General features: G+C 60.6%; 11 protein-coding genes. 5 read left to right on the forward strand and 6 right to left on the reverse strand.

Annotated features, from left to right (window positions below; translation table 11 throughout):
* Nucleotides 1-4,299, reverse strand: coding sequence for an AvrE-family type 3 secretion system effector (locus AB4O08_RS09125; protein ID WP_460114820.1), 4,299 nt, complete (start codon nucleotides 4,297-4,299; stop codon nucleotides 1-3).
* A 180-nt stretch (nucleotides 4,300-4,479) separates the two neighbouring features.
* Between AB4O08_RS09125 and AB4O08_RS09130 the strand changes: the two genes are divergently transcribed.
* From AB4O08_RS09130 to pgeF, 3 genes are read left to right on the forward strand one after another with little or no spacing between them, the layout of a single operon-like run.
* Nucleotides 4,480-5,259, forward strand: coding sequence for a PhzF family phenazine biosynthesis protein (locus AB4O08_RS09130; RefSeq protein ID WP_010213357.1), 780 nt, complete (start codon nucleotides 4,480-4,482; stop codon nucleotides 5,257-5,259).
* Between the two features lie 36 nt (nucleotides 5,260-5,295).
* The gene (gene ggt, locus AB4O08_RS09135; RefSeq protein ID WP_021491950.1) at nucleotides 5,296-7,125 is read left to right on the forward strand and encodes a gamma-glutamyltransferase; all 1,830 of its coding nucleotides are present in this window, start codon (nucleotides 5,296-5,298) and stop codon (nucleotides 7,123-7,125) included.
* A gap of 25 nt (nucleotides 7,126-7,150) precedes the next feature.
* Complete coding sequence (pgeF, locus tag AB4O08_RS09140) at nucleotides 7,151-7,876, forward strand: peptidoglycan editing factor PgeF (RefSeq protein ID WP_042571033.1); 726 nt, start codon at nucleotides 7,151-7,153, stop codon at nucleotides 7,874-7,876.
* On the opposite strand, the gene ddlA is transcribed toward pgeF, so the two are convergent.
* Nucleotides 7,866-8,960: a D-alanine--D-alanine ligase gene (gene ddlA, locus AB4O08_RS09145; RefSeq protein WP_042571032.1), complete on the reverse strand. Its 1,095-nt coding sequence runs from the start codon at nucleotides 8,958-8,960 to the stop codon at nucleotides 7,866-7,868. The two genes, pgeF and ddlA, sit on opposite strands and share 11 nt — an antisense overlap.
* Before the next feature lie 44 nt (nucleotides 8,961-9,004).
* On the reverse strand, nucleotides 9,005-9,643 hold the full coding sequence (locus AB4O08_RS09150) for a LysE family transporter (RefSeq protein WP_460114821.1): 639 nt from the start codon (nucleotides 9,641-9,643) through the stop codon (nucleotides 9,005-9,007).
* Nucleotides 9,644-9,784: 141 nt separating this feature from the next.
* Between AB4O08_RS09150 and AB4O08_RS09155 the strand changes: the two genes are divergently transcribed.
* Nucleotides 9,785-10,606 (forward strand): AraC family transcriptional regulator, encoded by an 822-nt coding sequence (locus tag AB4O08_RS09155; RefSeq protein ID WP_010213364.1) that lies wholly within the window; start codon nucleotides 9,785-9,787, stop codon nucleotides 10,604-10,606.
* 174 nt (nucleotides 10,607-10,780) lie between these two features.
* On the opposite strand, the gene AB4O08_RS09160 is transcribed toward AB4O08_RS09155, so the two are convergent.
* From AB4O08_RS09160 to AB4O08_RS09170, 3 genes are all read right to left on the reverse strand, one after another.
* Nucleotides 10,781-11,368, reverse strand: a complete 588-nt coding sequence (locus AB4O08_RS09160) for a flavin reductase family protein (protein WP_021491955.1) — start codon at nucleotides 11,366-11,368, stop codon at nucleotides 10,781-10,783.
* 54 nt (nucleotides 11,369-11,422) lie between these two features.
* Nucleotides 11,423-12,739: a methyl-accepting chemotaxis protein gene (locus AB4O08_RS09165; RefSeq protein WP_042571030.1), complete on the reverse strand. Its 1,317-nt coding sequence runs from the start codon at nucleotides 12,737-12,739 to the stop codon at nucleotides 11,423-11,425.
* A 106-nt stretch (nucleotides 12,740-12,845) separates the two neighbouring features.
* A complete protein-coding gene (locus AB4O08_RS09170) occupies nucleotides 12,846-13,178 on the reverse strand; it encodes a DUF2790 domain-containing protein (protein ID WP_042571029.1) in 333 nt (110 codons plus the stop codon).
* Between the two features lie 225 nt (nucleotides 13,179-13,403).
* On the opposite strand from AB4O08_RS09170, the gene AB4O08_RS09175 reads away from it, so the two are divergent.
* The gene (locus tag AB4O08_RS09175; protein WP_042571028.1) at nucleotides 13,404-14,723 is read left to right on the forward strand and encodes an OprD family porin; all 1,320 of its coding nucleotides are present in this window, start codon (nucleotides 13,404-13,406) and stop codon (nucleotides 14,721-14,723) included.
* Nucleotides 14,724-14,922 lie beyond the last annotated feature (199 nt).

Below are 14,922 nucleotides of genomic sequence, written 5' to 3' on the forward strand. Positions count from 1 at the left end.
TCAGCGCCTTGCCAGGCTTGGTGTCCTCACACGCAGGTCTCCCAGGTCAATCGTCAGATCATTGCCCGGCCGGCTGCCCAACGTGTCGTTCAGGTTCATCCGCAAGGGCTTATCGGCGTCCAGACCATATTCAAGGTCTGCATTGACGCGCTTCTGGGTATGACTCAGGCCCGCACTGCTGGAAAAACTGAGATTCGTCATCGCGGGTATCGACATGCCATGGGACTGGGTGGCGGTATAGCTCAGACTCATGTGTTTGACCCGCAGATTGGTGCGATCGCTCAGTGCGCGCCTGATCAGCGGCTCAGAACTTTCACCGGCAAGGTGACTGCGCTCTATCGCTCGCAGGATCTCTGGTTTGAGCTCCATGCCAAGCGTCACCGAAGTGCCCTCGCCATGCTGCAACTGATCGAGCACCTGGGCAAATTGTGGGTCATCCCTCAACCACTGCTCGATCGCCGCTTTGTTGGCCGGCGCCACATCATCCAGCCAGGTATGACGGCCATCGTCCCTTAACCCCACGCGGGTGACAGAAGACTCCACTGACGCCAGTTGGCGAAGACCCTGTTTCACCAGGTCCTGCTGGACCATCAACCCATTCAATGACTGGCTGATGGCATGGTAAGCATCCGGCTTCGTCGCTATCGGCGGGTGCGTCGCGAGAAACCGTTGCACCGAGGCTAGCTGCTGATCCACCGTATTCCCCGACAGCTCGATCGCAGCCAGATCCTGCCTGAACGTCGGTGAGTAAAGCGACACACTGCGCTTCAGGTCATCAACCTGAGACTGAGTCACCGGTTGCGGATGCTTGAAAGAAAAACTGAAGGCCTGCGATTCGCCGCGATCAAACTTGACCATGACCGACAGTTCCGGCAATGCAAACACCGCCGCGCTGGGCCCACCGCTTTCGGCGCTGACCAACGCTAACGCATTGAGGGGCGCGATATTGGCCCCCACGCCTCCTTGCCGGAGGAACTGTGCGCTGGTTGCCGCATTGTGACGGGTGCCGGTTGCAGTGCGTGTGGCGGACTGACTCTTATCGGTATGGAAAAGATTGAGGTTTGCCACCCCGCCAACGCCAGCACGTATAACCGAGTCCAGCTCTGCGATGTCTTCCTGCGGGCTGTACATCAAGCGCAATTGCGCAAGTGCGTCCACATTGACGTCACCACTGACCTTCGAACTCTTACCTGCCGCATGCTCCTCCCCCAAAGCCAGCAGATCATAGACGCTACCTGTCTCACCGGTAAGGATCGACATCATCTTGCCAAAGTCCGCCTCTTTGACGTCGAAGGCGATGCTTGCCCCCTGGTTTTTTGCAACTGCGGCCGTCAGTTCCGCTGCAACCCTCAAGCCCGGCCCTACTGCGCCCGATCCTTTGCCTAAGGTCACGCCCGAGCCCACCGAACCCGCCAGTCGCCGCATGTCGTCCGAACTGATTTCAACCCGAACGCCTTTGTCGGTACGGCTGATACTTACCCCATGGGTATGAGACTTGGAGACGCCCAGGAAAAACTCTACGGGGGCAATTGGCTTTATCCCCGTCACCATCAACCCCAGGCTTTTGCCTTGGGTTCGGCTCGGGGAAAGGGTCTGGCCACTGCTCAGTTGCTGTACTTGCTGCGTCATCGCGTCTTTGATGGAGGCATCCTTGGGCAAACCCAGGAGCCCCGAAAGATGCCAGTGAAGCGCAGAGCCGGGTGTGCCAAGGTCCTTGGCCAACAGCTTGAAGTTGCCATACAAGGATTCGGCCTGCGCATAACTGGCGATACCTTGGCTGGCCAATGTGTGTACAGGGCTGTCCTGGAACGCTTGCATGACATCCTCAAGAGACTTTTCCAAGCGTGCCAAGGCGCTCGGGCTATGGCCTGATGTAGCGTCGAGCGCCTGTACCAGGTCCGCCAATTGCTTGAGCGTGCTCGCATGATGGATCAGGTCGCCTTCGATCAATGCCGAGGGGTGATCGAGGTCCCGCTTGCCCCCGGGCTTGGCCGTGGGAAGCGTCACGCCCTGCCCCTCAAAGTTGGCCAACAACGCGGCGGTCGTTTTTTCCGACGAGGGAGAGACTCTCTTGAACGCTTCATAGAGCTGATGCAGCGTCGAGCCAGGGTTGATTTCCGCCCTGTTCAATGTGGGCTTGGGGTCGAACGTTACACCGTGAGCGTCGCCCAAGCGGCGTGCGCTTGACTGGCTACTCTCCTCCACCTGCGTCAGCGCCTGGCGAATCTGCCCGGCCAGGGCCTGTCGCGGTCCTGGTTCGCTCAACGCGGTGAGCCGCAGATCCAATTCAGCCGAAACCGGCCTGCTCTGCGCGAGAGGAGTGAGTTGCTGGTGCAGTCGCCGATCGTCAGCGTAGATGCCCTCCAACCCCTTGCGGCCATTGAAGTGCTGCTGAACACCTTTGGCTTTTTGGCTGAGAGCCTCCAGGGGATGAAAGTGTGCGCTGATCCCTTGAGAATATTGACGCTTGAGCGGCACCCCCTCACGGGTTTGCCCCATGACATTGCTGCCGACTGACAATGCCCCGCCGGGAAACTGCGCGCGCAGTTGCGTACTGGCCAACGTGTCGGCTAACGATGGCGCCGGGGTCGTCGATTGCATCGGGCCCCACTCCAGTGCTGAGGCGCTGGCATTATCCAGTCGGTAGAGCTGCTTGTTCCACCCCCCAATCAAGTGCTTATCAGCGTCCATCCGCAAGGACTCCAACGGTTGGCGACCCGGAAGTTCAACGCTGCTCCAGTGCTGCACGCCCGCGGTAGTGCCCTGCCAGGCTTCGCGATTCAACCTGAACAGTTCTCCGCCCTGGGTATGTGCATAAAGATTGCCCACGTGATCCAGGGCCAGTGTTTTGATGTCAATCGCGGGTGACGCGTGTAACGGCTGGGCGTCCCCATCGTGATGGACCTGAAGCTGGTTGGTCTGGTCGACGGTGACAAAATTGCGGCCGTCAGCGACAGCGAATCCGGTAATGCGCCGCTGACTATCCCCTGCGAGCACTTCGTCAAGGGACACTTGCGGGCGCGGCGCAGGAAGAGCGGCCAAGTCATGGCTGGCACCCTCCATCAGCGGATCGCGCACTTGGCTGATGGCCACGGCCTTCAGTTGCCCTTCTTGCAGCACATAGGCACGACCATCCAACCCACGCTCCAGATGCTCGACACCGGGCTGAACGGTGTCTTGCCAACGTTGCGCCGCCGCGTCCCAGGTCAACAGGTTGCCCGCATCCAAGGCAACCTTGCCCCGCTGTCCCAGATCGACCGCCGCCGCCAGTGCGTGTTGGCTGGGCAGCGGCAGGCCTTTCTCGATGCCCTTGACCAGCACGTCGCTAAGGTTCCATTGCGGACGTAGGGTATTCGCGTCCCCCAGGGGCACGCTGTGCAATTGCTGACGTGCGTCGCGAACCTGAGCATTGAGTTGCCCCGCATCATCATGAAAGAAGCCTTCGACACTGACGGCTCCCTTCAACGCCCGCTCCAGCGATTCAAGCGGTTGACGGACCATCGGCAACTGTTGATCTCGCGCTATGCGCAGGTCTGCTTGGACCAATTCTCCGTCCGTGGTCGCGCCATACAGCGCGTTTCCCGACAACCCGATACGGGCGAGCTGCACGGGCGCTCCCAGCTCATCCACCGGCTGCACGGCCTGCACACTCCCGCCCTGGACATGCACCAAAGAAGCCTCCCGGGCCTGGTTCAGCTGCACCGTAGTGCGGCCATGCGCACTGCTGTCGGCAACGCCCTTGGGGGTCTTTAGCAACTGCCCCTCGTTCGTCAGGCCAATACGGCTGAATGCACGAGCGTCTGCGTCATGCATCCACGACAGTGTGAGGGGTTCAAAGCGAAACAGTCGATCGCCGTCCAGGCGAAACTGCTGGCCATCCACCGTCGTTTGAACCGCGCTGACGCTGCCCAGATGCGCGCGCCCCGGACTCTCGACAACGCCGCCGGTTGCATCCGGAAGGCTGCTTTTGAACACCGCCGCGACCGCCGGTGTGGAATGGATGTGAAACACATGCTGGTGCTCGTCCTTCATCCGCAACGTATGCGTACCTGCTGTCGAAGGACCATCAGCCACATAGTGTTTATTGGGCTGGTTGAGGTGGTGGGCGATATCACGGCCAGTCAGTGTCGTATCAGCCTGTACCTTGCCATCGTTGAGGGAAACATCGAACTGCATTGAGGTCGGGTGCAAGGGTTGATAGTGCAGCAACACTGGCGGAGACAGTTCCTGGCCCGGCCTCTTCAAGCGTTCCACCAGATCATTCTGTAACTTGAAAAGAGCTTTCAATTCCGTGCGCATGGCAATACTCCCAAACAAAATTCATCACAGCTGTCTAGTGGGCATCCGCCCTGTTTGGTTCCACCACGGGCCTTTCCACAACGGCGACTGCATGCGCACGAAAAAACCACTCAACTGTATTTTGACGCTCGCTTGACCCACTGTTAGTGTCCGGCTCCATCCCTACACGGAGTGCTTTCGATGAAACTGGATATCTTTCAAGTCGACGCTTTCAGTCAATCGGTCTTTGGCGGCAACCCGGCTGCGGTGTGCCCGCTGACCGAGTGGCTCAGCGATGAGCAACTGCAAAACATCGCAGCGGAAAACAACCTCTCCGAAACCGCCTATTTCGTACCCCGTGGCGAGTTCTACGAGTTGCGCTGGTTTACCCCGGAGGTCGAAGTGGACCTGTGCGGCCACGCCACACTTGCGGCGGCCTGGGTGTTGATTCACCTGCTGGGGGATGCGCCTGAAGTGTTGCGCTTTGCGACACGCAGTGGCGAACTGCGGGTCACGCGTAACGGTGACGAGTTGGCAATGGACTTCCCGGCCAAGCAACCCCAGCCTTGTGAGCCACCCGATGGAATGTTGAGCGCGCTGGGCATTGAACAGGCCGAAGTGTTCAGCACCGATGACTACATCGTGTTGCTGGAAGACGAAGCGCAAGTCGCCGCACTGAAACCGGATTTTGCCCACCTCAAGGGTTTGCCGAAACGCGGGATTGCAGTGACCGCCAAAAGCGCACGGTTCGATTTTATCTCCCGCTGGTTCGGGCCCAACGTGGGCGTGAATGAAGACCCGGTCACCGGCTCGGCCCATACGTCACTGGCGCCGTTCTGGGCCGAACGCTTGGGCAAGTCGAGCATGACAGCGGAGCAAGGCGGAACGCGCCGCGGCCAGCTGCGCTGCGAACTCAAGGGTGACCGCGTGATCATTTCCGGCCATGCCGTGCTCTACCTGCAAGGCACGATTTACCTGTAAAAAGCAGTGCCCCAAGGACAACAGATCATTCTCAAAATGAACGGAGTTCAGCGCGTGTTTTCGATTTCCCGCCGTCAACTGTCGGTGATTGCCGCAGCCCTTGCCCTGGCTGCATGCAACACCTCTGTCAACGAACCGCCACCGGCACCGGAGCTGGGTTCAGGCTATCGCACCGACCTCACCACCCAACAGGCCAAGCGTCATATGGCAGCGGCCGCCAACCCGCTGGCGGCCGAGGCCGGGCGCGAAATGCTGCGCAAGGGCGGTTCGGCGATCGATGCGGCGATTGCGATGCAGGCGGTGTTGACCCTGGTGGAGCCGCAGTCTTCCGGCATCGGCGGTGGCGCGTTCATCATGCTCTGGGACGGGAAAAAGGTGCACGCCTATGACGGCCGAGAAACCGCTCCGGCCGGGGCGACGCAGCAGTTGTTCCTGAGGGCTGACGGCAAGCCGATGGCATTTCCGGAAGCGCAGATCGGCGGACGCTCGGTCGGCACCCCTGGGGTATTGCGTGCGCTCGAAATGGCGCACAAGAAGACCGGTCATCTGCAATGGGCCGAGCTGTTCGAGCCGGCGATCCGGTTGGCGGAACAGGGTTTTGCCATTTCTCCACGCCTGCACAGCCTGATCGCGGCCGACCGCTATATCGCGCAATCGCCGGACATGGCGGCGTACTTCCTGAACGCCGATGGCACACCCAAAGCCACCGGTACCCTGTTGAAAAACCCGGCGCTGGCCGATGTGTTCAAACGCATCGCCAAGGAAGGGCCGGATGCGCTGTACCAAGGGCCGATTGCCGATGAGATCGCACGCAAGGTGCAGGGCCATCGCAACGCCGGCAGCCTGTCCCAGGCGGACCTCAAGGGCTATACCGCCAAGGAACGCACGCCGCTGTGCACCGATTACAAACAATGGAAAGTCTGCGGCATGCCGCCGCCATCCTCGGGCGGCGTCGCCATCGCACAAATCCTCGGCACCTTGCAGGCGCTGGAAGCCCGCGATCCTGCCCTGGCCATCGCAGCGATGCAACCGCTGAAAAGCCCGTCGCCCGCCGGCCTTGAGCCAACCCCCGAAGCCGTGCACCTGTTGGCCGAAGCCGGACGCCTGGCCTTTGCCGATCGTGGCCTCTACGTCGCCGACGCGGACTTCGTCCCGGTGCCGGTGGCGGGCCTTGTCGCACCGGATTACCTGGCAAAACGTGCCGCCCTGATCGGCGCGCGCAGCATGGGCATCGCCAAGCCGGGCGTGCCGGCGGGCATCCAGGTGGCCTACGCACCGGATCGCTCGCCGCTGCGCATTTCCACGTCGCAAGTGGTGGCGGTGGATGACCTCGGCGGCGCCGTGTCGATGACCACCACGGTGGAAGCGGCGTTTGGCGCCCATGTCATGGTCCAGGGCTTCCTGCTCAACAACCAGATGACCGACTTTTCGTTTATCCCCGAGGAAAACGGCCAGCCCGTGGCCAACCGTGTCGAGCCGGGTAAACGCCCGCGTTCGGCCATGGCGCCGACCCTGGTGTTCGACCGCAAGAGCGGCGAGTTACTGGCCACGGTCGGCTCCCCCGGTGGCTCACAAATCATCGAGTACGTGAGCAAGTCGCTGGTGGCGATGCTCGACTGGAAACTCGATCCGCAAGCCGCCATCAGCCTGCCCAACTTCGGCAGCCGCAATGGCGCGACCGAACTGGAAAGCGGCCTGTTCAGCCCCGCGCTGAAACAGGCCCTCAAGGACAAAGGCCATGCGCTGAGCGAGATCGATATGACCAGCGGCATCCAGGCCATCGTCCTCACCCGGGATGCCCAGGGCAAGGTGTCGCTGAGCGGCGGCGCCGACCCTCGGCGTGAAGGCGAAGCGGTCGGCGACTGATTAATCATTCAACGGAGAAACGCCCGTGCAGCAAGCAGACAACCTAGGCGCCATCCCCGGCATCGACCACGGTTTTTGTTCGATCGATGATCCGCTGCGCCCGGAAGCGGTGTTCATCTGCAAGCAAATGCACAGCGCCTCAGTGATTGAATGGCAAGCCGGCGCGGTGCCCAATACGGTGGAGGCGGATGGGGTATATACCGGCGAGCCCCACCCCATCGCGGTGATCACGGCCGATTGCCTGCCCATTCTCATCGCCGCCACAAACGGCGAGAAGGTAGCGGCCGTCCATGGCGGGTGGAAAGGCTTGCAAGGCGGGATTGTAGCTAACGCCGTGCAGCGTTTTGCTGATGAAGGCATTGCCGTCGACCAGTTGCGGGTGGCGATCGGACCGTCGATCAAGCCATGCTGCTATGAGGTGAGCGAGGGGTTTATCACACAGTTCCAGGCGGATCAGGGGCACTTGTGGTTGAACGGGCGAGCGCCGTGGAGCGCCGCGCAACCCGCGCCGTTGCTGCCACCTGAAATCGCACCACCCCACGCCAGGCATGCGGGCAGTGCGTGGTTTGATTTGAGTGGCTATGGGGTGATGTTGCTGCAAGCAGCCGGCATCCGGCGGGAGCAGATCGAGGTGAGTAAGGTGTGCACTTACTGCACCTCTCCCACCTTTGCCAGCTATCGCCGAAGGACGCATAACCCGGAGGAACAGAAGACGTTGATCTATTCGTGGATTGCTCGTCTCACCGACTGATCTTCAACCCCTTACGCCCCGCATGCCGCTCCAATGCCAGCTCGATCAACCGGCTCACCAGCTCGCTGTAGCTCATGCCCGCCGCCTGCCACAACTTGGGGTACATGCTGATGCGGGTGAAGCCGGGCAGTGAGTTGATTTCGTTGATCAGCACTTCACCGTCGTCGGTGAGGAACACGTCGACCCGTGCCAGACCGGAACAGCCCAGCACCTCGAACGCCTCGATGGCCAACCCGCGAATGCGCTCGCTGGCTTCCTGGCTGATATCGGCCGGCACCACCACCTGGGCAGCCTGGTCGTCAATGTACTTGCTGTCGTAGGAATAGAAACCGCTGCTCACCACGATCTCCCCACAACCACTGGCGATGGGGTTTTCATTGCCGAGCACGGCGCATTCGATTTCACGGCCTTTTACGGCGGATTCAACCAACACCTTTTCATCAAAACCCAGGGCCAGTTCGACGGCCGCGTGGTACTCGGCTTCATCGCCGACTTTACTCACGCCTACCGAGGAACCCTGGTTCGCGGGTTTAACGAACATCGGCAGGCCGAGCTTGTTCACCGCAGCCTCAAACGGCGTACGTGCCGCGTTGCTACGGGTCAGGGTGATGAACGGGGTGACCGCAATGCCAGCATCGCGCAGCAAGCGCTTGCTGATGTCCTTGTCCATGCACACGGCCGAGCCGAGCACGTCGGAGCCGACGAAAGGCAAGTCCGCCATGCGCAACAGGCCTTGCAGGCAACCGTCTTCGCCGAGGGTGCCGTGGACAATGGGGAAGATCACATCCACATGCTCAAGCAGGCCCGTGCCCGAAGTTTCCACCAGTTGCTGGTTGGCCTTGCCGGGCACGACCGCCAGTTCGCGGTTGGACTGGTTGAGGGCGATCAGGGCCGGGTTTTCCTGGTTGAGCAGGAAATTCGATGTGTCGTTGAGGTGCCAGTGGCCGGCCTTGTCGATGCCGATCAGCACCGGCTCGAAACGGGAGCGATCCAGCGCATCAACAATGTTGCGCGCCGACTGCAACGAGACTTCATGCTCGGCCGACCGGCCACCAAAAATAATACCTACCCGCACCTTGCTCATGAACCGGCCTCACTGTTGAAAGTAAGGCTTCTTACCACGTGTGGTCAGCGATTCGCTACCAGATGTGCACCGAACAACAGGTAGCAGCCCCCGGCAAAGCGGTCGAGCCATTTGCGTGAATGGCTGTAAAGGTCGGCCATGCGCTGACTGGAAAACACCAGGGCCACACACGAATACCAGCTGAACGACAAGGTGGCCATGGTGATTACCGCCAGGGTCAGCAGCATCGGCGAGGGAGACGGCGGCATGGTGGACGCGAAGATGGTGGCCACAAACAGCGCCGCCTTGGGGTTGGACAAGTTGCCCAGCAGGCCCAGCCGCCATGCGGAAAACAACGAACGCCGTGCCTCAGCCGACAGCATGCCCTGGCCCATGGCCGGTGCCGAGCGCCTGAATAGCTTCAACCCGAGGTAGATCAAGTAGCAGCCACCCATGATCTTGAACGCCAGGTACAGCATCGGCGCAGCGGTAAACAAGGACTTGATCCCCAGGCCTCCGGCCAGTCCCCACAGGATGGTACCCGTCGCCACGCCGGCCGATGCCACCACGCCATGGCGGCGCGAACAACTGGCGGCCAATTGCGCCGTGTTGAAAAAGTTGGGGCCGGGCGTCACCACTGCCACCGTCCACAGCAGGGCCAGCGAAACCAGGGGCGCCAGGTAGGCGGGGTTGGAAAAATCCATGAGAGGCCGCTCCATCAGTGCAAGGCACGAACAGCAATCATAGGCCTCGCCCACACCCTGCACAATCGTACAAGACCTCGGCAGACAATCCGAGCCAGACTGGGTTAACGTACTTCCCTCTCTTTTTTGTGACACGCCACCATGGGCAAACCCACCGCCATCCTCGACTGGCTGCACCGCGCCCCACATGCCAGCGGCCTGGACCGTATCGAGGCCTATTTTGCCGGCTTCGCCTTCGACCCGCATCGCCATGACACCTATGCCATTGGGCGGACGCTGATGGGTGTGCAGAGTTTTCACTACCGCGGCGACATGGTCCACAGCCTGCCCGGCACCACCATGGTCCTGCACCCCGATGAGACCCACGACGGTCATGCGGGCAGCGACGAAGGGTTCAAGTACCGGATGATTTATGTCGAGCCGTCGCTGATCCAGCAGATTCTCGGCGGCAAGCCGTTGCCGTTCATCCCTAACGGTTTATCCACGGATCCGAGGCTGTTCCGCGCCAGCGAAGTGCTGCTGCAGAACCTCGAAAACCCCATCGACCCGTTGCAGGAACAGGACGCCCTGTTCGACCTGGCCCACGCGCTCAGCAACGTGTCGGGCGCCATCATCAGCCGCAAGACCTTCGACTATGTGGCCGCCGAGCGCGCGCGGGAATTTATCCACAGCGCCCTGGGCCGCAGCATCACCCTGGATGAAATGGCCAACCATGCCGGCCGCGACCGCTGGGCTTTGTCGCGGGATTTTCGCTTGCTGTTCGGCACCAGCCCCTACCGCTACCTGACCATGCGTCGGTTGGATCTGGTGCGCAGCCTGCTGGCCCAGGGCCAATCGTTGGTGGACGCGGCGATGACCGCCGGCTTTACCGACCAGAGCCATATGACCCGGCAGTTTCGCAGCACCTACGGCATGCCACCATCGCGCTGGGTAAAAATGTCAGACCGTTTCCAGGACAGGTGACCCGGCCGGGCGCTTGAGGCGCAGCGCCAACACCGCGCCTGCCAGAGCGAGAGTGCGAGGAAACAGTACTGGACGCCGAAGCGGTTCATGCGCTCACCCTCCGTCGCCGGGCGCAGTCGGACGATCTCGCTGGTCTATCCGCCGTCCCGGCAGTACTCACCGAAGTGGTGAGTTTCACGCCTGCGGCGTCAAGCTCGAAGCCTGGAGTTGACCTCCGATGGTCAAGAAATGCCCGCCTGCCACATGGTGCAACGTGCGCAGTTCATCATGCCCTTCGAAGTGCCACCGGCCGTCGCTGAATACGCGGTCGTCGGCATAGGCCGCGACGACTTCACCCAGGAAAAGATCGTAAGTCTGCTGGTTGTGAGGCTCGGGCAGCAGGCGGCATTCCAACCACGCCACGCAACCTTCCAGCAGCGGTGCTTCGGTGTGTTCTCCCTTGAACGTTTGCAAGCCGTAAGCGGCAAACTTGTCAGTCTCGGAGCCGGTGGTGTTGCCGACCGTCTGCACAAGATCCGCCTGGGCCGCGCAAGGCACCTGGAGCACAAAGGTGCCGGCGCCTTCCAGCAATTGACGTGTCCAAGTGGCCTTGTCCAGCACCACGGCGACTTTCGGCGGTTCGAAATCCAGCGGCATGGCCCAAGCAGCCGCCATGATATTGCGCTGGCCGTTGTGCGCGGCGCTCACCAGCACGGTCGGGCCATGGTTGAGCAAACGGTAGGCTTTGGACAGCGGAACGGGGCGACGGTGGGTAGGGCTCATGGACGGTCGACTCTTTTATGCCAGAAAGCGCCTACGATACCCGAAGCCCCAGGCTCAACTCGACAGTTGGTTGGCGAACTGCCCCACCGCACTGACCACCTTTTGCGCGCCGTCCTGGATCTCCACGATCACCGTGCCCGCTTCGGCCGCCAGAGCCAGGCCTTGCTCGGCTTGCAGGCGTCCGTCGGTCATCAGGCTGACCGCATCGCGGGCCATGTCCTGGTTCTGACGGACCACGCCCACAATCTCCTCGGTCGCCTTGCTGGTACGCGAGGCCAGTTGCCGCACCTCATCGGCGACCACCGCAAAACCACGCCCCTGCTCGCCTGCACGCGCCGCTTCGATCGCGGCGTTGAGCGCCAGCAGGTTGGTCTGCTCGGCAATGCCGCTGATGGTATTGACGATGGTGCCGATCACCTGGGACTGGGCGTTCAGCGCTTCAATGCCTTCGCCAGCCTGTTGCATGTGCTTGGCCAGGTCGCGCATCACATCCACTGCCTGAGTCACGACGGTCGTACCGCGTTGGGCGCTGTTATCGGTTTGCAACGAAGTGCTGTAAGCCATGTTTGCCGCCTCGGCAACCGCCTGTTCCTGGTTGACCTGATCGGTGATCACCGTGGCGAACTTGACCACTTTGTACAGCCGGTCGGTGGCATCCATCACCGGGTTGTAGGTGGCTTCCAGCCAGACCACACGGCCATGGCTGTCCACGCGTTTGAAGCGCGCCGCGACGAACTCACCGGCGTTCAGACGTTTCCAGAAGTCCTGGTACTCGGTGCTGTTGTATTCCTCCGGCTCGCAGAACATGCGGTGATGTTTGCCCTGGATTTGCGCCAGGCTGTAGCCCATGCCACTGAGGAAGCGATCGTTCGCCGTCAGCACGTGGCCACCAAGGTCGAACTCGATCACCGCGGTGGAACGCACCAACGCGGTGATCAGGTTTTCATGCTCACGGGAAGCCTCGATGGTGCGAGTGAGGTCGCTGGAATAAATCGAGAAATGCTTGATGCGCCCATCGGAACTGCGCACTGGCTGCACAATCGAGCGCAGCCACACTTCCTGGCCATTGCCGCGCACCAAGCGCACGGTGCCGGCGAAATGTTCGCCGCGCACCAGTGCGTTCTTGAAGCGCAGCTGGAACTCGTCTTTGCGCACGTGGGCCGGCACCAAGTCTTCGATCGGACGCCCAAGCAGTTGGCCACTCTGGTAGACCAGTTCCTGCAGGAAGTTGGCATTGGCCCACTCCACCCGGCCTTCGGCGTCCAGCGTCAGGCACAGCATTTCACTTTCCAGGCTCTCCTTGACCTGATTCAAGCTGGACAACTCTTCGCGAAGAGCCGCCAGCTCCTGCTTCAAACGGGTGTTGAACATGGGGCACCGATGATCTAATGGGGGAGATGGATCTGACCTGCATCGGCGCTCCCGGTGTTTTCTGAAGAGGGCTTTAGCCCCATTCCCGAGTATATTTTTAGCTCCATCAGCTGCCATTGTTTCGGCACACGCCCATCACTTGATACTCAAGGGTATTGAGCTTGCCGCTGGAGTCTTCGTAGGTCATGCGCGACGGCACCGTGTTGCACGAGCGGATCGGTGGCGTGACGTTGACCACCTCGGCAATGTCCAGCTTCATGCCATAGCGATAGGCCTGGACTTCGGGTGCCGGCTTGCCCTTTTTGGCGGCGTAGTCGGCCATGGCCTTTTCATTACGCTCCATCATCAGCGCGAACGTACGATCGCCCCCGCCTTCAGCCAAGGCACCAAAAGACAAGACTGCCGTTAACACACCCAGGCCGATTGAATAAACGTTCATGCTTAGTTCCTCGATTGAAAGTTCAGTGTCGAGACTAACCAACTGACCCTGACGCAATCTTCACCAGAACATTACTTATTTGTTAGATAACGGTGAGTTTCCATAATTGTAATGTTCATGCCACGTCTTCGTTATCCAGGGTTTGCAACTATCAGCCCGGGCCAAATCAATAAGAACGCCCACTCCCATAAGAAGCTGAACACTGCCAGTCACCAGGAGCGAACCATGCGTATCCGTCACTACAGCCTTCACCTCTCACTGTGCGCCGCCTTGCCCTTCACGGCTGTGGCCGCGCAAGACCCACCCGAGGGGTTTATCGAAGGCAGCACCGTTAACGTGCTGGCACGTAATTTTTACTTCAATCGCGATGATCGCAAGGGCCAGTCCAGCCCCACCGGCAACGGCTATTCAGAAGCCTGGGCGCAGGGACTGATTGGACGATTCGAATCCGGCTTTACCCAAGGCACCGTGGGGTTCGGTCTGGACGCATTTGCCATGGTCGGCGTGAAACTCGACTCGGGCACCGGTCGCAGCGGTGGCAAAGGTTCGTTCGGCGTGTTGCCGGTGGACAGCAGCAACCACCCGGAAGACAACTACAGCAAAGTCGGGGGTGCCGCGAAATTGCGTGTGCTGGACACCGTGATCAAAGCCGGCGATGTATTCCCGCTGACCCCGGTCGTGGCCTACGGCGATTCGCGCGTCTTGCCCGAAAGCTTTCGTGGCGTCACCGCGCAAAACACCAGCCTGGAAGGCCTGAGCTTGCAGGGCGGACGCTTGACCGGCATGAGCCAGCCTGCGCAAAGCGGCATGGACAAGGGGTTTGCCACCTTCTACGCAGGCCCGGTCGACTCGCCCTGGATCGGCTATTTCGGCGGTGACTACACCGTCAACAAAAACCTTAGCTTCAGCCTCTACAGCAGTCGCTTGAAAGACGCCTGGGACCAGTACTATTTCGGCAGCGCCGCCCGTTATCCACTCAATGACGAGGTCTCGCTGTTCGGCGACTTCAACTACTACAAGGCGGTGGATGAAGGTAAGAAGCGGCTGGGGGCATTCGACAACAACATCTGGAGCGCCAGGCTCGGCGTGAAAGTCGGCGCCCACAGTCTGGCTGTCTCGCACCAGCGCAACAACGGCGATGACGACTTCGATTACCTGCGCCAGTCGGACTCGATCTTCCTCAACAACTCGATCCAGTACAGCGACTTCAACTCGCCCAAGGAGCGCTCATGGATGGTGCGCTACGACCTCGACATGCAGGCCTTCGGCATTCCCGGCCTGTCATTCATGACCCGCTACGGCAGAGGCTCCGGCGCTGACTACAGCAACGCCAACGCGGTGTACATGCGCCGTGATGGGGCCGGCAATCCGCTTACCGATCAGCGCCGCTGGGAACGGGATATCGAAGCCCGCTATGTGGTGCAGGCGGGCCGTTTGAAAGATTTGTCGTTGCGACTGCGCCAGGCGACGGTGCGCTCAAGTGCATTTGAGTCGGACTTGGAAGAAGTTCGGGTGATTGTCGAATATCCAATTGCGGTGCTGTGAGGCAGGCCAATTACATTCACTTTCTAATGCGCTACATCTGTTCACAAGTTGAAATCTGACAGAACTGTAATATCGGCCTCACCTTCTCGTTAAGTTGCACTTTTTACACTGCACATCGAACACACCTCATCTCTGCGGCTTTTGTGTAGCTCCTTTGGAACAGAGATGAACTTTTACGCCCCGGTTGGGGCGTTTTTTT

This window comes from Pseudomonas sp. H3_E07, from assembly GCF_054668895.1.